This is a genomic window from Brevibacterium sediminis, assembly GCF_024895295.1.
In the GTDB taxonomy this organism is placed as follows: domain Bacteria; phylum Actinomycetota; class Actinomycetes; order Actinomycetales; family Brevibacteriaceae; genus Brevibacterium; species Brevibacterium sediminis.
In genome coordinates, this window is record NZ_JAHQRN010000001.1 from 847,949 (window position 1) to 866,543 (window position 18,595).

Here is an 18,595-nt window from a genome sequence, read left to right on the forward strand (position 1 = left end):
TCAGACTTCGGCGTGTGTCACCGGTGGGACGTCTGCTCCCCCATCCTTCAAGCGTAGTTCACGCACGGCCTCCTCCTGTGCCTTGACCGCCGGTTCATTTGCACGGAGGAGGGCGTAGAGGGGGCTCGCGACGAACAGCGTCGAAGCGGCTGCCACTATAGTACCGATGAACAGGGACAGTGAGATGTCGACCAGTGTTCCCGCGCCGAGCAGGAACACACCGATGAAGAGGATCGAGGCGATCGGGAGCACCGACACCACTGAGGTGTTGATCGAGCGCACGGTCGTCTGATTCACACCGAGGTTGACGAGTTCGGAGAACTTGAGATTCCGCTTCTCCTCGAATCTCGTCGTGTTCTCTCGGATCTTGTCGAAGACCACCACCGTGTCATAAAGCGAGAAGCTGAGCACGGTGAGGAAGCCGATGATGGCCTCCGGGGTGACTTCGAAGCCGGTGGCCGAGTAGATGCCCATCGTCACGATCATCACGACGAAGAGGCCGACGATCGCCGCGAGCGACATCTTCCACGTGCGGAAGTACAGGGCCATGACGACGAGGGCGATGGCCACGAAGATGACGAGTGCGCGGATCATCTTCGACGTCACGTCCTGACCCCATTCGGGTCCGACGAACGTCGAGGTGACGTCTTCGACCTTCACGTCGTAGCCGGAGACGAGAGCGTCTCGGACTTCCTGCATCTGCGGGTCGGTGAGCTGGTTCGTCTCGATCTGGACGGCCGTGTCGCTGGTCGGCGTCAGGCGCGGCTCAGAACCGGAGACGACATCGTTGATGATGCCTTCCCCCTTGGCGGCCGAGGTGTCGCTGACATGGTCGACCTGGAACTGCGAACCGCCCTTGAAGGCGATGCCGAAGTTGAAGCCGAAGATGAGCGGGACGAGCAGGGACAGGAGGACGAGGACTCCGGAGATGGCCAGCCACAGCTTCGCCTTGCCGACGAAGGGGATCGATGATTCGCCGCTGTGCAGGCGGTTGCCCCAGGCAAAGAACCGTTTCACTTGTCAGCCTCCTTGCCGTCGTCAGCCGTCGAGTCTGTGACGGCATCGTCTTCCTCGGCCCGTCGGGCCGCGGCCTTCCGCTCGGCGATGGTCATTCCGCCCGTCGCAGCAGCGGACTTCGCCGCTTTCGTGCTCTTCGACTTCGTGGCCTTCGACTTCGTGGTCGTGGACCTGCCGGTCGCGGCCTTGTCCGTCTCGGACGTCGTCGTGGTCTCCCCCGACTCGGACGCAGCTGCTGCAGCAGTCGTATCGGAGCTGTCGTCTGTGCTCATCCCGGCCTTGCGCATCCGTGCCTTCTCGCGCCGCTTGGCTTCGGGAGTCTTGTCCTTGTCGTCGATGGACAGGTTGAGCGCTCCGCGGTAGGCGGCGGGTTTGACTCCGAGCAGACGCGGATCCATTCCGGACATCGGGTGGCCCTCGCCGAAGAACTTCGTGCGGGCCAGGAACTGCAGCATCGGGTGGGTGAACAGGAAGACGATGAGCACGTCGATGATCACGGTCAGGCCCAGGGTGAAGGCGAAGCCTCGCACCGAGCCGACGGCCAGGATGTAGAGAATGACCGCGGCGAGCATGTTCACTGCCTTCGAGGCGTAGATCGTGCGCTTGGCACGGTCCCAGCCGACCTCGACCGCGGAGAGCAGATTGCGACCGCTGCGCAGTTCGTCTCGGACACGTTCGAAGTAGACGATGAACGAGTCCGCCGCCATGCCGATTCCGATGATGATACCGGCGACACCGGCCAGGGACAGTCGGTAGCCGTATCTCCACGATGCCAAAAGCAGCAGCAGGTAGGTGAGCACACCGGCGACGACGAGGCTCGAGACGGTGACGAGGCCGAGCACCCGGTACTGCAGCAGCGAATAGACGACGACGAGGAGGAGTCCGACCAGGCCGGTGAGCAGACCGATCTTGAGGTAGTTCGAACCCAGGGTCGGTGAGATCTGGTCCTCGCTCTGGACCTGGAAGCTCAGCGGCAGCGAGCCGTTCTTGAGCTGGTTGGCCAGAGTCTGTGCCTCGTCGAGGGAGAAGTCGCCGGTGATCTGGGCGTTGCCGTCGTTGATCACCGCGTTCGAAGACGGAGCCGACAGCACGAGACCGTCGAGTTCGATCGCGAACTGGTTGTAGGGCTGCTGTTTGCCGGTGATGTCCGAGGTGATCTGCTTGAAGATCTCACGACCGGTGGAGTCGAAGGAGAGGTTGACGGCAGGGTTGTTGGTCTGCACGCCATTTGCTCCTGCGGCATAGCCGGCACTGGCATCGGCGAGGTGATCGCCGGAGAGTTCGACAGGCCCGAGGATGTACTTCGCCTGTCCGTCTTCGGAGCACGAGACGACCGGTTCGTCCGAGGGCTGCTGTTGGCCGCCCGTCCGGTTCTTCTTGTTCGTGCAGTCGAGCTCGGTGTACTCCTTGATGATCTTGTCGGACTGCCATTCGGAGGCGTCCTTCTCCGGATCGAAGAGGGGCCGCGGCGTCGAGTCGGTGACCTTCGTGCTGTCGCTCGATCCGCTGCCTTCTCCGGACTTCTCCGCGTCCTTGCTCTCCGACTCCGAAGATTTCGTCTCCTCGGAGGACTCGGCCGTCTTCTTCGTCTCGCCGCCGGCATTGACGACATCGCCGCCGCCGGACGGGGCCTGGTCCTCGCTCTGTCCATCGCCCTGCGAGTCGGCGCCGGTGAGGTCCTCGAGGCGTTTGCGCTCTTCGTCGCTCAGTCCGTCATCGCCACCCGATTCCTCGCCGCTCTTTTCCTGCTCCTTCTGGATCTGTTCCTGTGAACGCGGGTCACCGACCAGCGCCACACGACGGAAGACCAGCTGAGCAGACGAGCGGACGAGGTTTCGGGTCTCCTCGTCGGGGTTGCCCGGCAGATTCACGACGATGTTGCGGTCGCCCTGCGTCGTGATCTCGGCTTCGGAGACACCGGTCGAGTCGACGCGCTGGCGGATGATCGCCACGGCCTGATCGAGCTGCTCCTTGCTGATGTCCGTGCCCTTGGACACCTGCGGTTCCAGAATGATCGACGTTCCACCCTCGAGGTCGAGCGCGAGCTTCGGAGTCGTCGTGGCATTCGACCAGATGACACCGCCGGCGATGATTGCGGCCAGCACCAGAGTGATGATGGTCAGCCACAGGAAGCGCAAACCAGGGCGTGGTTTTTCTTCGATATCGGACACGTTTCAGCTTTCAGTCGGGAGAAGAGTGCGAGAACGGATCAGTTCTTCTTGTCGGAATCCGAATCAGTCGGGTCCGTGGACTCCGCAGCGGCGGAGTCGACATCGGTCTCAGCGGCGGCCTCGGTGTCGACGTCCTCGGACTCGGCGACTGCCTCGGCGTCGACGTCCTCGGTCTTCGCAGCGGACTCATCGGCGATGACGTCATCGGATGCGTCGTCCGGGGTGTCTTTCTCGGCGCGTTTGCGTTCGTTCATGGCGTCGAGCTCGGCGTCGGTGATGGCCGGCTTCTCGTCTGCGTCGACATCGGCATCAGCGGCGGGGGCGGCGGCGTCGGGAGCGTCGACGGGCGCTGCGGCCTGGTTGTTCTCGATCTGACCGATGGCCTGGCGGTGGACGCGCAGAACCGTGCCGGGACCCGACTCGATGGTCACCTGGTTGTTCTCTTCGTCGATGGAGAGCACGGTGCCGAAGACACCGAAGGTCGTCATCACGGTCGCGCCGGGCACGAGGCCCGATTTGATCTGCTCCGCACGCGCCTTCTGCTTACGCCGAGAATTGAACAGGAAAAAGATCAGCAGCGCGGCAAGCGCAAGAGGGATCAGCAAATCCACAGATATCAGCCTTTCATATGAATGAATCAGTGAACCAGCTTAGTTCGTCCTCACCTCTCATAGCGAACTCAAAGGCACGGTCAGAACTCATAGTTTGCTGGGATCTGCATTTTCAGGTGCTTCCAGGCCGCCGTGGTGGCCACACGTCCACGTGGGGTGCGACTGATCAGGCCCTCTCGGACGAGGTAGGGCTCGGACACGGTTTCGACTGTATCCGCTTCTTCGCCGACGGAGACGGCGAGGGTTCCCAATCCCACCGGGCCTCCGCCGAAGCGCTTGCACAGAACCTGCAGAACCGACCGGTCGAGGCGATCGAGACCGAGCTCGTCGACCTCGTAGACGCGCAGTGCATTGGTGGCGGCTTCCTCGTCGATGATTCCGCTCCCCCGCACCTGGGCCCAGTCGCGGACGCGGCGCAGCAGGCGATTCGCGATTCGCGGGGTTCCGCGGGAACGTGTGGAGATCTCTTCGAGCCCGGCGAGTTCGGCATCGATGCCGAGCATCCTGGCCGAACGCTTGAGAACCGTGAGCAGATCGGCGCTCGAATAGAAGTCGAGCAGGGCGGTGAAGCCGAAACGGTCACGCAGCGGCGCGGGCAGCAGACCGGATCGGGTGGTCGCCCCGACGAGGGTGAATTGCGGGAGGTCGAGCGGGATGGCGGTGGCTCCTGGTCCTTTGCCGACGATGACGTCGACTCGGAAGTCCTCCATAGCCACGTACAGCATCTCCTCGGCGGCCCGGGCCATGCGGTGGATCTCGTCGATGAAGAGGACTTCGCCTTCTTCAAGGGAGGACAGGATGGCTGCGAGGTCACCGGCGTGCTGGACGGCCGGGCCGGACGTCACTCGCAGGCTCGAGTTCATCTCGTGGGCGATGATCATCGCCAGCGTGGTCTTGCCGAGCCCGGGAGGACCGGAGAGCAGCACATGGTCGGGTGCCTTCTGTCTGGCCTTCGCCGCGTCGAGGACGAGGGAGAGCTGCTCACGCACCTGCGGCTGGCCGATGAAGTCGGCCAGGCCCTTCGGACGCAGCGCCGCCTCGGCATCGCGTTCGGCCGTCTCGGCACGACCGGAGACGAGTCTCTCCTGTTCGGCTCCGGTCAGGTCTTGATCACCGAAGTCCACCTCATAGGAGTCGGGGTCGAACGAGCCTGTCATCTCTTCGCACCCAGAACCTTCAGAGCGGCTTTGAGGACCACGGAGGTGCCGGCATCAGCACCGGTCTCCTTGACGACGTCGGCGACGACGTCCTCAGCCTGCGCTTCCTTCCACCCGAGACCCACAAGAGCGTCGACGACCTGCTGGTTGCCGCCCCCGAAGGACAGAGTGGGTCCGGGAGAGGCAGCGGTGAGCTTCGGCAGTTTGTTCTCCAGCTCGAGGATGATGCGCGAGGCGCCCTTCTTCCCGATTCCGGGGACACGGGTGAGCGCGTTGGCATCCTGATTCGTGATCGCGGCGGCAAGTTCGTCAGGTCCCATCACCGAGAGGATCGCCATCGCCAGACGCGGACCGATTCCGGAGATCGACAGCAGCACTTCGAAGGTGTGGTTCTCGTCCTCGGTGCCGAAGCCGTAGAGCGTCATCGAGTCTTCGCGCACCACGAGGCTGGTAACCAGTTCGATCTCGGCGCCGTGCCGAGTCCCGGCCAGAGTGTCGGGGGTGACGTGGACCTTCCGGCCGACACCGTGGGTGAGAACGACGAGGTGGTCAGCTGCGATCCGATGCACCGTACCGCTGAGGAAACTGATCACGGACAGCCTTTCTTAGGGGAACACGTGTACGAATCCAGGTTAGCAGGCACCCGCTCCCCCATGCTCACTTGGCGCGCCGCATGGCCTCGGCCCACTGCTGCTGGGCCTTCGTCAGTCCGCTGCCCTGCCTCCCGCCGGCCTTGCGCTCGGTCAGATCCTTATTTGCCCCCGGCGTCGATTGGGCCGACAGCGCACCACGCCAGGAATGGCAGATCGCGATCGCCAGGGCGTCGGCGGCGTCGGCGGGCTTCGGCGGTGCGTCGAGACCGAGGATCCGCGTCACCATCGAGGTGACCTGCTTCTTGTCCGCACGGCCCGAACCGGTGATCGCAGCTTTGACCTCTGATGGGGTGTGCATGGCCACTGGCAGGCCGCGTCGGGCCGCCAGTCCCATGGTCAGTCCCGATGCCTGGGCGGTGCCCATGATCGTGGACACATCGTTGCGGGCGAAGACGCGCTCGATGGCCACGACATCGGGACGGTACGTGTCCAACCAGCTGTCGAACGCCTCGGCGATGGCACCGAGACGGAGGTCGACGGAATCGGCCGAAGGAGTCCGCAAGACGTCGACGGCGACCATCTTCGCCTTCCGGGCGGGCAGGGTGTCGATGACACCGAGCCCGCACCGGGTCAGGCCGGGATCAACACCGAGGATGCGCATCAGGCATCGAGTTCGGCGAGGACCTCATCGCTGACATCGGCGTTCGAGTAGACGTTCTGCACCTCGTCGCTGTCTTCGAGCGCATCGATGAGGGAGAAGACCTTGCTCGCGGTCTCTGCGTCGAGGCTGACCTCGAGTTCGGGCACGAAGGAGGCCTCGGCCGAGTCGTAGTCGATGCCGGCGTCGACGAGGGCCGTACGCACGGCCACGAGGTCGGTGGCCTCGCAGATGATCTCGAACTTCTCGCCGACTTCCTTGACCTCTTCGGCTCCGGCGTCCATGGTCGCCAGCAGAATGGCCTCTTCGTCGGTCTCCTCGGCGCCCACGGTGATGACGCCCTTGCGGTTGAAGTTGTACGTCACCGAACCGGGATCGGCCATCGAACCGCCGTTGCGGGTCACGGCCACGCGCACCTCGGAGGCGGCGCGGTTGCGGTTGTCGGTGAGACATTCGATGAGCAGAGCCACACCGCCGGCGGCGTAGCCTTCGTACATGATCGTCTCGTAGTTGACTCCGGAGCCGTCGAGACCGCCGCCGCGCTTGACCGCACGGGTGATGTTGTCCGCGGGGACCGAGTTCTTCTTCGCCTTCTGGATCGCATCGAACAGCGTCGGGTTGCCGTCGGGGTCGGGTCCACCGTTGCGTGCGGCCACCTCGATGTTCTTGATCAGCTTGGCAAAGAGCTTGCCGCGCTTGGCATCGATGGCAGCCTTCTTGTGTTTAGTCGTTGCCCATTTGGAATGACCTGACACTGGTGTTCCTTCCTGTAGTTACAGCCTCTCAAGTCTATACGCTGACCGCGCCGACTCGTGCAGACTTCCCATTCGCGATTCCGTGCGGACTCCCACCGGACCGCACTGCGGACCTGTTACGGAGCGCGATCGTGCGCTCAGTCGATGACCAGCGGCACGTCGGGAACGGACCCGGCGGTGGCCAGGTCGATGAGGCCGAGGAGGTTCTTCGGATAGATCGTCTCCGTCGTGGCCAGGAGCTCCTCCCGGGTCCACCAGCGGAATTCGAGCAGGCTGCGCTTCTCGATGTCCGTCCAGACCGCATCTTCGAGCTCGATGTCCTCGCTGGTGCGGAACGCGAAGTAGGTTTCGACCTGGCGCAGCGACTTCTCCGTGAATTCGAAGACCTCGTCGCGCGTGGCCAAGGGACCGATGAGTTCGTGAGGTTCGCATTCGATCCCGGTCTCCTCGGCGAGTTCCCGGGCCGCCGTCTGCGCGGCCGACTCGCCGAGTTCGGAACCGCCTCCGCAGGTCATCCACCATTGGTGGCTGGGGGTCAGCAGATCCTGGGCACGGATCAGGAGAACCTCGTCGCGCTCATTGAGTAATACGACCCGTGAGGCTTTACGAGGTTTCATGTTTCTCCAGTGGTCGGCGGCGAAGGGAGGCAAGTGTTTGCAGAATAATGACGCTGGGGGATTTCGGCAAGAGCGCGACAGCGGCCCAGAGAACGATATCGGCTCTGCGCGGTCCCGGCCAACTCGGCGCTCATGACGCGGAGTCGGCCGCTGCGGCCACAGCGGGATCAGCTGCCTCAGGACGATGTCGGCCATCCTGTGACTGTTCCCGATCTTCGCCGCCCAGACGGCGATCCCACCAGTCGAGGATGGCTTCGAAGCGCTGCCTGCGGTGGCGGGGCTGCCCGGCCCGGGAGAGCTCGTGGTTCTCCCCGGGGAAGATGAGCATCTCGGTGTCGACCCCGGCTCTCTGGAGGGCCGCATAGTACTGCTGTGCCTGCTCCAGCGGGCAGCGCAGATCGAGTTCCGAGTGCATCACCAAGGTCGGTGTGCCGACCTGTGGAGCGTGGGCCAGAGGTGATTGGGCCGCGATCGCCTCACTGCTGCGGCTCGTGTACTCCTCGGTGAAGAAGCGGCCGATGTCGGAGGTCCCGACGAAGCTGTCGGGGTCGAGGTAGCCGCGTTCGACGATGGCGGCGCGGAAGCGATGGTCCGCGGCGATCGTCATGGCTGTGAGATATCCCCCATACGATCCGCCCTGGATGCCCAGACGGCTGCGATCGAGCGAGGGATCGAGGTCGAGGGCATGGTCGAGGACGGCGAGCACATCGGCCATCGCCGGTGCCGCCATGTCACCTTGGACGGCGGTCCCCCAGCTGCGGGTGCGGCCACCGGATCCGCGCGGGTTCGAGAACACGACGGCGTAACCTGCGGACGTGAGCACCTGGGTCTCGTCGAACCACGAATGCGTGTACTGGGCGAAGGGCCCGCCGTGGATGTTGAGGATGACGGGGAACGGCCCGTCGCCGTGCGGTTTGGCCAGCCAGCCGGTGATCGTCCCCGAAACGCCGGGCACCCGCAGCACCTGGGGCAGGACGGAGTTCGCCGGCGCCGGATGCTCCTTGACGATGACAGAGGACCCCCTCGCCGAGGCGGCCCCGGACTCCGTGGGTCCGCCGAGGGCGATGCGGCCGAGCACGGCCGGAGAGTGCGGGGTCGATCCGGTGAAGACGAGCGTGTCGTCGTCGGCATCGAAGCCGTTGACGACGGTGGTGTCGTCGGTGAAGAACTCGAGGTCATCCACGCCGATCTCTGCGGCGTCGAGGCCGATGCGAACGATCCGGGTGGCCCCGTCCGTGTCGACGGCGGCGATGACCGCTCCCTCGCGGATCTGCGGCGGGATCGGTGCCAGCGCCACGGTCTCCGGGTCGGTCAGCCGTCTCGTGGAGCCGGTCGATACGGTGTGGATGAAGAGCCCGGGCATCTGGCCGACGAAGTCGAGTTCGTCACGGGTCAGCGCATTGCCGATCAGCACAACGGTGTCTTCGTCGAGCCACCGGTGCAGACCGACGTCCATGGACGGCAGCTCGAGTGGTGTCGGCGCCTCTCCCCCGAGCAGCCAGACCGTCGAGCGCAGATCGGGCTGCCCCTGGTCGGGGTGAAGCGCGGAGACCACGGACACTCGCGTGCCGTCCGGGGAGAACTGCGGATCGTGGACGTCGCTGTCCGGGGTCGTCAGCAGAGTCGACAGCGGAACTTCGGAGGCCCCGCGCAGGCCCACGGTGCCGAGACCGGGTTCGGCGAGGTCGACGAGGAAGGCGCGGGCCGGACGGTCGTTCGTATAGCCGAGGCCGTTGGCCAGGTAGGAGGCCGTGGTGATCCGGCGTGGAGCTTCTTCGGCCGCCGGAATGGCATCGTCGAGCCCGTAGCGTCCGGGTTCGGCGACGCGGGCGACGTAGAGGGCCCTGGAACGGGTGTCGTCGAGGGCGAATTCGGACACGCCGAGGTGGTTGTCCGTGATCTGGTGTGCCGTCTCCAGGCTGTCGCCGACGAAGAGCTGCGGGGCGGCTTTCTTCTCCGCGCTCAGATAACCGGACCAATTCAGGCCGCACTCTGGATTCGAGTCCGACCATGAGTGAGTCAGCCGTCTGGAGTTGTCGTCGCTCAAGGAGAACAGCTGGGAGAGGTAGCTGTTGGACTCGAGGTCGGGTCGTCGGATCGTGATGACGGCGTCGTCGCCGCGCAGCACGGGTGAGGAGTACTCGGCAAGAGTGCCGAGGTCTTCAGGATTCATCTGTTCCATTCCTTTTTGAGCCGTGCCTGCACATCGGCGTGCACTTGCGGCAGGGCTTTGGTCTGGGCGATCACGGGCAGGAAGTTCGCGTCTCCGCCCCAGCGTGGGACGACGTGCTGGTGCAGGTGGGCGGCGATGCCTGCGCCGGCCACGGGTCCTTGGTTCATGCCCAGGTTGAATCCGTGAGGACCGGATACCGCCCGGATGACGCGCATCGCCTTCTGCGTGAACTCGGCGAGTTCGACGGTCTCCTCTTGGGTCAGATCCGTGTAGTCGGCCACGTGACGATAGGGGCAGATCAGCAGGTGGCCCGGGTTGTACGGGTAGAGGTTGAGCACCGCGTACACGTGCTGGCCGCGGGCGACGATGAGTCCGTCCTCGTCGGTCTTCGACGGCGCAGTGCAGAACGGGCACTCCTCGGCGCGGTCGTCCTTCGGTTTGTCCTGTCCGTCGATGTAGACCATCCGGTGCGGGGTCCACAGACGCTGGAATCCGTCGGGTTCCCCGGGGAACCCGGCGGCAGCCTCGGGGTAGGGAATCCCTTCGCCGAGGCGGCCGTCCGAGTTCTCTGCTGCGGTTCGGCTGTCGTCGCCTCCGCTCATACCTGGGCCTTGGTCTCTATCGCGTCGAGGATCCGTCGCACCGCCTCGGCGACGGGGACGCCGTTCTCCTGTTCGCCGTTGCGGAAGCGGAAGGACACGGCACCGGCGTCGCGGTCCTCTCCGCCGGCGATGAGGGTGAAGGGCACCTTCGACTTCGAGGCGTTGCGGATCTTCTTCGGGAATCGGTCGTCGCTGTCGTCGATCTCGACGCGGACCCCGGACCTGCGCAGCTGGTCGGCCACCTCGGCGAGGTAGTCGTTGAACTCATCGGCCACGGGGATGCAGGTCACCTGCACGGGCGCCAGCCACACGGGGAAGGCACCGGCATAGTGCTCGGTGAGCACGCCGAGGAAGCGTTCGATGGAACCGAACTTCGCCGAATGGATCATCACCGGCTGTCTGCGGGAGCCGTCGGCGGCGACGTATTCGAGTCCGAAGCGCTCGGGCTGGTTGAAGTCGAGCTGGACGGTCGACATCTGCCAGGTGCGGCCGATGGCGTCGCGGGCCTGGACGGAGATCTTCGGGCCGTAGAAGGCGGCGCCGCCCGGGTCGGGGACGAGTTCGAGCCCGGTCTCCTGAGCGACCTCCTCGAGCACGCTGGTGGCTTCGGCCCACTGTTCGTCGGAGCCGATGAACTTGTCGGCCTTCTTTCCGTCCTCGTCGCGGGTGGACAGTTCGAGGTAGAAGTCGTCGAGGCCGAAGTCGCGCAGCAGGCTGAGCACGAAGTTCAGCAGGTGGCGGATCTCCTTGCCCGCGTCTTCCTGCGCCACATAGGAGTGGGAGTCATCCTGGGTCAGCGCGCGGACCCGCGTGAGGCCATGGATGACTCCGGAGGCCTCGTCACGGTAGACGGTGCCGAACTCGAACAGCCGCAGCGGCAGGTCGCGATAGGAGCGGCCTCTGGAGCGGTAGATCAGGTTGTGCATGGGGCAGTTCATGGCCTTGAGCCGGTAGGGAGTGCCCTCCTTGACGACTTCGCCGGACTCGTCGCGGACCTCGTCGACGGACATCGCCGGGAACATGTTCTCTCCGTAGTAGGGCAGGTGTCCGGAGGTGTAGTACAGCGTCTCTTTCGAGATGTGCGGGGTACCGACGTATTCGAAGCCCTCGTCGATATGACGGGCGCGGACGTAGTCCTCCATCTCGCGTTTGATGACCCCGCCCTTGGGGTGGAAGACGGGCAGGCCGGAGCCGAGCTCTTCGGGGAACGAGAACAGGTCCATCTCGGCACCGAGCTTGCGATGGTCGCGACGCTCGGCTTCGGCGATGCGGTCTTGGTAGGCCTTGAGGTCGTCCTTCGACGCCCAGGCGGTTCCGTAGACGCGCTGCAGGCTCGCATTCGCCTGGTCGCCGCGCCAATAGGCCGCCGAGGATCGGGTGATGGCGAAGCCGTTGCCGATGAGCTTGGTGTTGGGCAGGTGGGGGCCGCGGCAGAGGTCCTGCCAGACGACCTCGCCCTTGCGGTCGACGTTCTCGTAGACGGTGAGTTCACCGGCGCCGACCTCGACAGAGGTCTCCTCGTCGCCGCCCTTGCCCTTGTCGTTGATGAGTTCGAGCTTGTACGGTTCGTCGGCCATCCGCTCGCGGGCTTCCTCTTCGGAGACGACGACGCGATTGAAGGTCTGACCGGACTTGACGATCTGGGCGGCCTTCTTCTGAATCGCCTTGAGGTCCTCAGGGGTGAAGGGTTCGGCAGCGTCGAAATCGAAGTAGTAGCCGTCGGTGATGTAGGGCCCGATGCCGAGCTTGGTTCCGGGGAAGAGCTCCTGGACGGCCTGAGCTGTGACGTGACCGGTGGAGTGGCGCAGGATGTCGAGTCCGGCGTCGGAGTCGATGGTGATCGGAGCGATCCGGTCTCCTGACTGCAGCTCGCGGCTGAGGTCGGCGGGTTCGCCGTTCAGCCACATGGCGACGACTGTGCGGTCGGTGGAGAAGATCTCCGTTCCGGTCAGACCCTCTTTCCAGGGAATGCTTTCGCCCGCGCAGTCGATGCTGTCTGCCACTGATCTTCTCCGTTCGTCATGTGTTCATTCGACCGGCCCTTTCGGTGGGCTGGTCACCCTCAGATTCTAGTACCAATTCGGTTGTGACAAATCAGTTGGGTGGCAGTCGAATGACTGCCACCCACACTGAGTCTGCCGAAGCCTGCACCCGAGGCGTCAGGGCCGAAAGGGCCTGGTCACCTCGGGGAACAGGGTGTCACTGCTTGTAGAACTCGAAGTCAGTGCCCTTGCCGAGGTCGTCGATGAGTTCGAGCTTGAGGTGCATGCCATCGATTTCGGCCTTGGGGACGGCGTAGGCGAATTCATAGGTCGTTTCGCCGCCGGCAGGAACCGGATCGGTGAAGGCCAGAGAGCCCTTGTAGTTTCCGCCGTCGAAGACGTCGTCATATTCCGTGCTGCCGCCGTTGTTGGCAGTCAGGTTCGTGAGAGTCATCTCGACATCGGAGCTCGAGTTGTTCTTCACGGTCATCGTCACGATGGCGATCTCACCATTGGTCGATTCGGCTCCGGAGGCGGACGACGATGCGGTGCCCTCGCGGACACTGATCTGGGCAGTGACGTCGGTGCCGATCTCGACCTCGCCGGCCTGAGCAGGAGCGGCGTCTCCGCCGTCGGAGCTGCCGGAGCCCTGGCTCGGGTCCTGGCCCGCACCCTGGCTCGGGTCGGCGGGGGCGGATGAGCTGGCAGCTTCGTCGATGGCCTTGCCGAGCATGCCGATGCCGAGGATGGTGAAGATGACGACGGCGATCGAGATGACGACCGACACAATGCCGAGGATGATGCCGGTGATGTTGAGGCCCTTGTTGCTGGCCAGGCCCTTCTTGACCGCGGAGAGTCCGACGAAGCCGAAGATCACCGCTGCGATGCCGAAGAGAGCGCCGCCGCCGAAGACGAACGCGCCGAGGACGCCGACGATGCCGCCGATGAGGGCGAGGATGCCCCAGATGTTCTTCGAGGTGTTGCCGCCCGACCCGGATGGGTACTGGCCGTAGCCGGAGTTGGGATTGGCCGGAATGAACTGATCGGAGGATCCGTCGGCACCGGCGTAGGCCGGCTGCTGACCATACTGGTTGGCGTCGTATCCCTGCGCGTTGGTGTCGTAGGGGTTCTGTCCGTACTGGTTGTCCCCGTACTGATTCTGGTCAGGCTGGCCCTGACCGTACTGGTTCTGATTGTTCGGGTCCTGGCCGTACTGGTTCTGGCCATACTGATTCTGATCGTTCGACGCACCGTAGTTCGGCTGGGAGCCGTACTGGGGAGCCTGCTGTCCGTACTGCTGCGAGCCGTCGTTGCCGCCCTGACCGTAGTTCGGCTGCGAACCATTGGGCTGGTCGCCCGACGCTCCGTACTGCTGACCGGGCTGCCCCGCTCCGTACTGACCGGGCTGCTGACCGGCGTTCTGATCGTTGCCATAGTTGGGGGCATTCGGCGGCTGGTTGTTCGGGTTCTGCCCGTTGGGGTTGTTGGGCGAACCGTCACCCGAACCGTACGGGTTCTGAGGAGTAGACATAGGTGCTCCGAGTCATCGTCGTTTAGTACAACACCTAGCGTACTAGTAAACCCCTTTGATACCGCATGCTGACCGCGTTTCAGTCCTGGAACACGGTGAACTAAACGTACACAATCCAGTTTCGCGGGTTCAGCCCAGCTTAGAGTGAACAGCCCTGTTTCAAACATGGGCTATTCGCCCAAAAGTGAGCTATTGCGAAAGAAGCTCAAGCGTGAATGCACGAAGCCCCGAGCGGATCACTCGGGGCTTCTTCTGTGCGCGATACTGGGATCGAACCAGTGACCTCTTCCGTGTCAGGGAAGCGCGCTACCGCTGCGCCAATCGCGCTCTATTCATTTGTTGCACCGGAACCCGAGGGTCCCTGTGCGCGATACTGGGATCGAACCAGTGACCTCTTCCGTGTGAAGGAAGCGCGCTACCGCTGCGCCAATCGCGCTGGTCAACCGACATTCCTGCCAGTCATCCGAGGTGGCGACGGGATTCGAACCCGTGTATACGGCTTTGCAGGCCGCTGCCTCGCCTCTCGGCCACGCCACCGCCAAGGCAGTGCCATGACGCCTCCGAGCGGATGACGGGACTCGAACCCGCGACCCTCACCTTGGCAAGGTGATGCTCTACCAACTGAGCCACATCCGCATTTCTCGCTGCCCGGTTTCCCTGGCAACGAGATATAACTCTATACGCAGGTGGCGGCTTACGCAAAATCAGAATCGGGTGATCGTGGTCACACGCATCGATCAAGCTTTCAGGGTCACCATCTTATAGTGGTTGGGTGAATGCAGAGAGCCCGCAGACCCGCCCGAAAGGCTGGTTGTCACGCCACCACCGGCAAGGTCCCCGACCGTGGCGGAAACTGCGTTTGGGGTTCCTCCGCTGGCGGCGCACAGTGTTGGCCAACCCGCACACTGCACGCCTCTATCGCACCGTCGTCGGCGGCCTCGGCACACTCATCGTGCTCATCGGCCTCGTTCTCGTTCCGCTGCCCGGCCCCGGTTGGCTCATCGTCATCATCGGCCTGTTCATCATCTCCAGCGAGTTCCACTGGGCTCAGCGACTTCTGCACTTCGTGCGCGTGAACGTCGAACGCTGGACGCGCTGGATCATGGCTCAGCGGCTGTGGGTGCGGTGGACCATCGGGGCCGTGACGGCCGCCTTCGTGGCTGTCATCGTGTGGCTCACCCTGAAACTCACCGGCCTGCCCGATTGGGTCCCGGACCTGCGTCTCTTCGACGTGATCGGCCTGCACTGAGAGACGACCGACGCCCGCCCCACCTTCATCAGAGGTGCGACGGGCGTCGATGGCCTCTCGGCTCAGGACGACAGAGCGGTCAGTCGCGAGAGGCAGCGCATGTACTTCTTCTTGTACCCGCCGGCCAACGATTCTTCAGTGAATACCTTGTCGAGAGCGGCACCGGAGTTGATGATGTGCACATTGCGATCGTAGAGCCGGTCGACGAGCGCCACGAAGCGCAGAGCCACGCTCTCGTTGTCGATCGTGCGCACGTTCTCCCACACAGCCGCGTCGATTCCGTCGACCATCCGCCCGTAACGTGAAGGGTGAACGGTGGACAGGTGGCTGAGCAGCGCGGAGAAGTCATCGCGAGCCACAACTCCGTCAAGCTGGCTCGCGGCCGAATCGAGTTCGGATTCCGGCAGCGGGTCCGCTGGAGCTGTCAGCTCACGGGCACGGTAGTCCTTGCCGTCGATGCGATAGACCTCGAACTGATCGGCCAGCGCCTGAATCTCGCGCAGGAAGTCCTGAGCGGCGAAGCGCCCCTCCCCCAGGGACCCTGGCAGAGTGTTCGATGTCGCAATGATCTTCACTCCGGCGTCGGTGAGTTCACGCATCAGCCGGGACATGAGCACGGTGTCGCCGGGATCGTCGAGTTCGAATTCGTCGACGCAGACGAGCTTCATCTTCGACAGGTCGTCGCGAGCCCGGGCGAAGCCCAAGGCCCCGACGAGGTTCGTGTATTCGACGAAGGTGCCGAAGGTCGCCGGCTTCTCGTTGGCATGCCAGGCCGAAGCCAACAGGTGAGTCTTGCCGACCCCGTAGCCGCCGTCGAGGTAGACGCCCTTGGCACCGGATCTTCCCTTCGAGAACAGCTTGCCGAGGAATCCCTTGTCGGTCGAGCGCTGGGTGAATTCCCGCAGCTTATTCCGTGCCTCTTCCTGCGAGGGCTCTGCGGGGTCGGTGCGGTAGCTGTCGAAGGACACGTCCTCGAACTGAGGGGGCGGCACGAGACCTGCGATGAGCTCTTCGGGGGCAACCTGTGGGGATCGGTCGCTCAGTGCGACCAGAGTCTGCTCGGCATTCACTCGGCCTAGTCTAAGGCAGGCTCGAGTGCCCGGTTCAACCCGGGCCTCGCAGAGTGATGCCCGTCACAGGCAACGCATCCGCGGCGCTTCCGCCGTCCGTCCACTACCGCGCCGACGCGCTGTTCGCATCACCAGCGGCGACCGACCCGGCAGATCAGTTGTTGAAGTCGAAGCCGAGGCGGCCGAGCTGTTTGGGATCGCGCTGCCAGTCCTTAGCCACCTTGACGTGCAGGTCGAGGTAGACCTTCGTGCCGAGGAGCCGCTCGATGCCCTGCCGGGATTCCGACCCGATGGTCTTCAGCCGGCTGCCGCCCTTGCCGATGATGATGGCCTTCTGGCTGGGACGTTCGACATAGAGGTTGACGTGGACGTTCCACAGCGGATTGTCCTCGCGGCGCCCTTCCCGCGGGTACATCTCCTCGACCTGCACAGCCAGGGAATGGGGCAGTTCGTCACGCACTCCCTCGAGGGCCGCTTCGCGCACAAGCTCGGCGATCATCTTCTCTTCCGGCTCGTCCGTGAGGTCGCCGTCGGGGTAGAGCGGAGGAGATTTCGGCAGATGCGCCGCGAGCACCGAATCGACGGTGTCGACCTGGAAGTCCTCGACTGCGGAGACCGGGACGACATCGGCGAAGTCGGCGAGCTCGCCGACGGCCAGCAGCGCCTCGGCGATCTTGTCCTTGGGCACCCGGTCGACCTTCGTCACGAGCGCGACGATCGGGGTCCGTCCGTCCAGCAGCGCCAGCTGGGAGGCGATATAGCGGTCGCCGGGACCGATCGGCTCATCGGCGGGCAGGCAGAAGCCGATGACATCGACCTCGCCCAGCGTGGATGCCACCAGATCGTTGAGTCGGGAACCGAGCAGGGTGCGCGGCTTGTGCAGTCCGGGGGTGTCGATGAGGATGAGCTGGTGGTCGTCCTTGTGGACGATTCCGCGGATCGTATGCCGGGTCGTCTGAGGTTTGGCCGAGGTGATCGCGACCTTCTCCCCCACCAGGGCGTTCGTCAGCGTCGATTTTCCTGTATTCGGGCGACCCACGAAGCAGGCGAAACCGGCTCGATAGTCATCGGGGTAGTCCGTGCGAAATTCCATCTCAGTCCTCTTCCTTCGTCCCCGAACCTTCGGCTGCGGCGGTGCGCTGTGCGTGTCTGCTGTTCTCGTGGGTGCGGGTGACCCGCACGTGCGTGATCCGGTGGCGTCGGCCCTGGCCCTCCATGGCTTCGATCTCGAGGCCCTCGATCGACGCATGCGAGCCGTCGATGGGCACGCGGTCGATGAGCTTCGAGAGCAGTCCGCCGACGCTGTTGACATCGTCTTCGTCGATGCGCACATCGAAGTATTCGGCGAAGTCGGAGATCGACATGCGGGTGCTGATGATGAACGATCCGTCTTCGGCGGCGACGAGTTCGTCATCGCCGTTGTCGTATTCGTCTTCGATCTCGCCGACGATCTCTTCGACGATGTCCTCGATGGTCACCAGCCCTGCGGTGCCGCCGTATTCGTCGATGAGGATCGCCAGATGCGTCGAGTCCAGCTGCATCTGCCGCAGCAGGTCATCGGCCGGCTTCGTCTCCGGGACGAACAGGACGGTGCGGGCCAGGTTGCCCACGGGACGGTCGGCCTCCTCGGGGTGGAGGTGGAGGCGGCGCGCGACGTCCTTGAGGTAGGCGACTCCGCGGACGTCGTCGAGGTCCTCCCCGCAGACGGGGATGCGGGAGAAGCCGGAGCGGAAGAACAGGTTCATCGCCTTCTGCAGGCTCACGTCCGCATCGACGGTGATGAGGTCGGTGCGCGGCACCATGACCTCGTTCGCCGAGGTGTCTGAGAGGTTGAACACCGACTGGATCATCTCGCGTTCGCCGTCTTCGATGATGTCGGATTCGCTCGCCCGCTCGACCAGGTCGCGCAGCTGTTCGGAGGTCACGAACGGACCGTCCTTGTACACCTGGTCCGGTGTGAGCAGATTGCCGAGCACGACGAGGATGCGGGTGAGCGGTTTGAGCGCGACGAGGACGATGCGCACGACCCAGCTGAGGTTGAGGCTGACGGCCAGCGACCGGCGCTTGCCGATCGTACGTGGGGAGACTCCGGCGATGATGAAGACCGCCACCGAGGCTGTGATCACCGTGAGGAAGACCATGAGCGGTCCCACGGAGTAGTAGGAATCGTAGGCCAGGGCGATGAACACCGTGGCGAGTGCTTCGAGGAAGTTGCGGACGAAGATGATGACGTTGATGTTCGTCGGCAGGTCCGCGAGGATCCTCTCGACACGCACCGCTGAGCGCTTGCCGTCCTCCTTCGCCTCTTCGACCGCATGGTGGGAGACGTTGAGCAGCGCGGCATCCACGGCGGAGAGGGTGGCTGCGATGATGAGGCACAGTGCCGCCCCGAGGAAGAACATGAACACG

The 18,595-nt window shown here is 64.2% G+C and carries 16 protein-coding genes and 4 tRNA genes; 1 reads left to right on the forward strand and 19 read right to left on the reverse strand.

What is annotated here, in order from left to right:
- From secF to KTJ89_RS04000, 16 genes are all read right to left on the reverse strand, one after another.
- Positions 1-1,017, reverse strand: coding sequence for a protein translocase subunit SecF (gene secF / locus KTJ89_RS03925; protein WP_139908127.1), 1,017 nt, complete (start codon positions 1,015-1,017; stop codon positions 1-3).
- A complete protein-coding gene (secD, locus tag KTJ89_RS03930) occupies positions 1,014-3,188 on the reverse strand; it encodes a protein translocase subunit SecD (RefSeq protein ID WP_259356818.1) in 2,175 nt (724 codons plus the stop codon). The genes secF and secD overlap by 4 nt, the downstream gene beginning before the upstream one ends.
- Positions 3,189-3,226: 38 nt before the next feature.
- Positions 3,227-3,799 carry a preprotein translocase subunit YajC gene (gene yajC, locus KTJ89_RS03935; RefSeq protein ID WP_259356819.1) on the reverse strand — a complete coding sequence of 191 codons (573 nt, stop codon included), beginning with the start codon at positions 3,797-3,799 and terminating at the stop codon, positions 3,227-3,229.
- A gap of 80 nt (positions 3,800-3,879) precedes the next feature.
- Positions 3,880-4,956, reverse strand: coding sequence for a Holliday junction branch migration DNA helicase RuvB (gene ruvB, locus KTJ89_RS03940; RefSeq protein WP_139467353.1), 1,077 nt, complete (start codon positions 4,954-4,956; stop codon positions 3,880-3,882).
- Positions 4,953-5,549, reverse strand: coding sequence for a Holliday junction branch migration protein RuvA (ruvA, locus tag KTJ89_RS03945; RefSeq protein ID WP_181270553.1), 597 nt, complete (start codon positions 5,547-5,549; stop codon positions 4,953-4,955). Before ruvA ends, ruvB begins: the two co-directional genes overlap by 4 nt.
- Before the next feature lie 64 nt (positions 5,550-5,613).
- Positions 5,614-6,210 carry a crossover junction endodeoxyribonuclease RuvC gene (gene ruvC / locus KTJ89_RS03950; RefSeq protein ID WP_139908129.1) on the reverse strand — a complete coding sequence of 199 codons (597 nt, stop codon included), beginning with the start codon at positions 6,208-6,210 and terminating at the stop codon, positions 5,614-5,616.
- Positions 6,210-6,962 (reverse strand): YebC/PmpR family DNA-binding transcriptional regulator, encoded by a 753-nt coding sequence (locus KTJ89_RS03955; RefSeq protein ID WP_139467356.1) that lies wholly within the window; start codon positions 6,960-6,962, stop codon positions 6,210-6,212. Before KTJ89_RS03955 ends, ruvC begins: the two co-directional genes overlap by 1 nt.
- Positions 6,963-7,099: 137 nt before the next feature.
- A complete protein-coding gene (locus KTJ89_RS03960; protein ID WP_062242804.1) occupies positions 7,100-7,579 on the reverse strand; it encodes an NUDIX hydrolase in 480 nt (159 codons plus the stop codon).
- Between the two features lie 130 nt (positions 7,580-7,709).
- Positions 7,710-9,752 carry an alpha/beta hydrolase family protein gene (locus tag KTJ89_RS03965; protein ID WP_259356820.1) on the reverse strand — a complete coding sequence of 681 codons (2,043 nt, stop codon included), beginning with the start codon at positions 9,750-9,752 and terminating at the stop codon, positions 7,710-7,712.
- Positions 9,749-10,354 (reverse strand): HIT family protein, encoded by a 606-nt coding sequence (locus tag KTJ89_RS03970; RefSeq protein ID WP_139467358.1) that lies wholly within the window; start codon positions 10,352-10,354, stop codon positions 9,749-9,751. The genes KTJ89_RS03965 and KTJ89_RS03970 overlap by 4 nt, the downstream gene beginning before the upstream one ends.
- Positions 10,351-12,357, reverse strand: coding sequence for a threonine--tRNA ligase (gene thrS / locus KTJ89_RS03975; RefSeq protein WP_139467359.1), 2,007 nt, complete (start codon positions 12,355-12,357; stop codon positions 10,351-10,353). Before thrS ends, KTJ89_RS03970 begins: the two co-directional genes overlap by 4 nt.
- 196 nt (positions 12,358-12,553) lie before the next feature.
- Positions 12,554-13,867, reverse strand: a complete 1,314-nt coding sequence (locus KTJ89_RS03980) for a DUF4190 domain-containing protein (protein WP_259356821.1) — start codon at positions 13,865-13,867, stop codon at positions 12,554-12,556.
- 255 nt (positions 13,868-14,122) lie between these two features.
- Positions 14,123-14,194 (reverse strand) — tRNA-Val (locus KTJ89_RS03985).
- 37 nt (positions 14,195-14,231) lie between these two features.
- Positions 14,232-14,303: transfer RNA gene (locus KTJ89_RS03990), tRNA-Val, on the reverse strand.
- A gap of 30 nt (positions 14,304-14,333) precedes the next feature.
- Positions 14,334-14,404: transfer RNA gene (locus KTJ89_RS03995), tRNA-Cys, on the reverse strand.
- Between the two features lie 26 nt (positions 14,405-14,430).
- Positions 14,431-14,503, reverse strand: a tRNA-Gly gene (locus KTJ89_RS04000).
- 136 nt (positions 14,504-14,639) lie between these two features.
- Here KTJ89_RS04000 and KTJ89_RS04005 point away from each other — a divergent pair.
- Complete coding sequence (locus KTJ89_RS04005) at positions 14,640-15,116, forward strand: TIGR02611 family protein (protein ID WP_259356822.1); 477 nt, start codon at positions 14,640-14,642, stop codon at positions 15,114-15,116.
- A gap of 62 nt (positions 15,117-15,178) precedes the next feature.
- On the opposite strand, the gene zapE is transcribed toward KTJ89_RS04005, so the two are convergent.
- From zapE to KTJ89_RS04020, 3 genes are all read right to left on the reverse strand, one after another.
- On the reverse strand, positions 15,179-16,186 hold the full coding sequence (gene zapE / locus KTJ89_RS04010; protein ID WP_139908133.1) for a cell division protein ZapE: 1,008 nt from the start codon (positions 16,184-16,186) through the stop codon (positions 15,179-15,181).
- A gap of 154 nt (positions 16,187-16,340) precedes the next feature.
- Positions 16,341-17,279, reverse strand: coding sequence for a GTPase Era (gene era / locus KTJ89_RS04015; RefSeq protein WP_139467362.1), 939 nt, complete (start codon positions 17,277-17,279; stop codon positions 16,341-16,343).
- Position 17,280: 1 nt separating this feature from the next.
- The gene (locus KTJ89_RS04020; RefSeq protein ID WP_248283853.1) at positions 17,281-18,588 is read right to left on the reverse strand and encodes a hemolysin family protein; all 1,308 of its coding nucleotides are present in this window, start codon (positions 18,586-18,588) and stop codon (positions 17,281-17,283) included.
- Positions 18,589-18,595 lie beyond the last annotated feature (7 nt).

Excerpts from the sequence above, each read along its gene's own strand:
- ruvB (WP_139467353.1), bottom strand. The coding sequence starts at position 4,956 with ATGACAGGCTCGTTCGACCCCGACTCCTATGAGGTGGACTTCGGTGAT.
- ruvC (WP_139908129.1), bottom strand. The coding sequence starts at position 6,210 with ATGCGCATCCTCGGTGTTGATCCCGGCCTGACCCGGTGCGGGCTCGGT.
- KTJ89_RS03960 (WP_062242804.1), bottom strand. The coding sequence starts at position 7,579 with ATGAAACCTCGTAAAGCCTCACGGGTCGTATTACTCAATGAGCGCGAC.
- KTJ89_RS03965 (WP_259356820.1), bottom strand. The coding sequence starts at position 9,752 with ATGAATCCTGAAGACCTCGGCACTCTTGCCGAGTACTCCTCACCCGTG.
- KTJ89_RS03970 (WP_139467358.1), bottom strand. The coding sequence starts at position 10,354 with ATGAGCGGAGGCGACGACAGCCGAACCGCAGCAGAGAACTCGGACGGC.
- KTJ89_RS03980 (WP_259356821.1), bottom strand. The coding sequence starts at position 13,867 with ATGTCTACTCCTCAGAACCCGTACGGTTCGGGTGACGGTTCGCCCAAC.
- era (WP_139467362.1), bottom strand. The coding sequence starts at position 17,279 with ATGGAATTTCGCACGGACTACCCCGATGACTATCGAGCCGGTTTCGCC.
- KTJ89_RS04020 (WP_248283853.1), bottom strand. The coding sequence starts at position 18,588 with ATGTTCTTCCTCGGGGCGGCACTGTGCCTCATCATCGCAGCCACCCTC.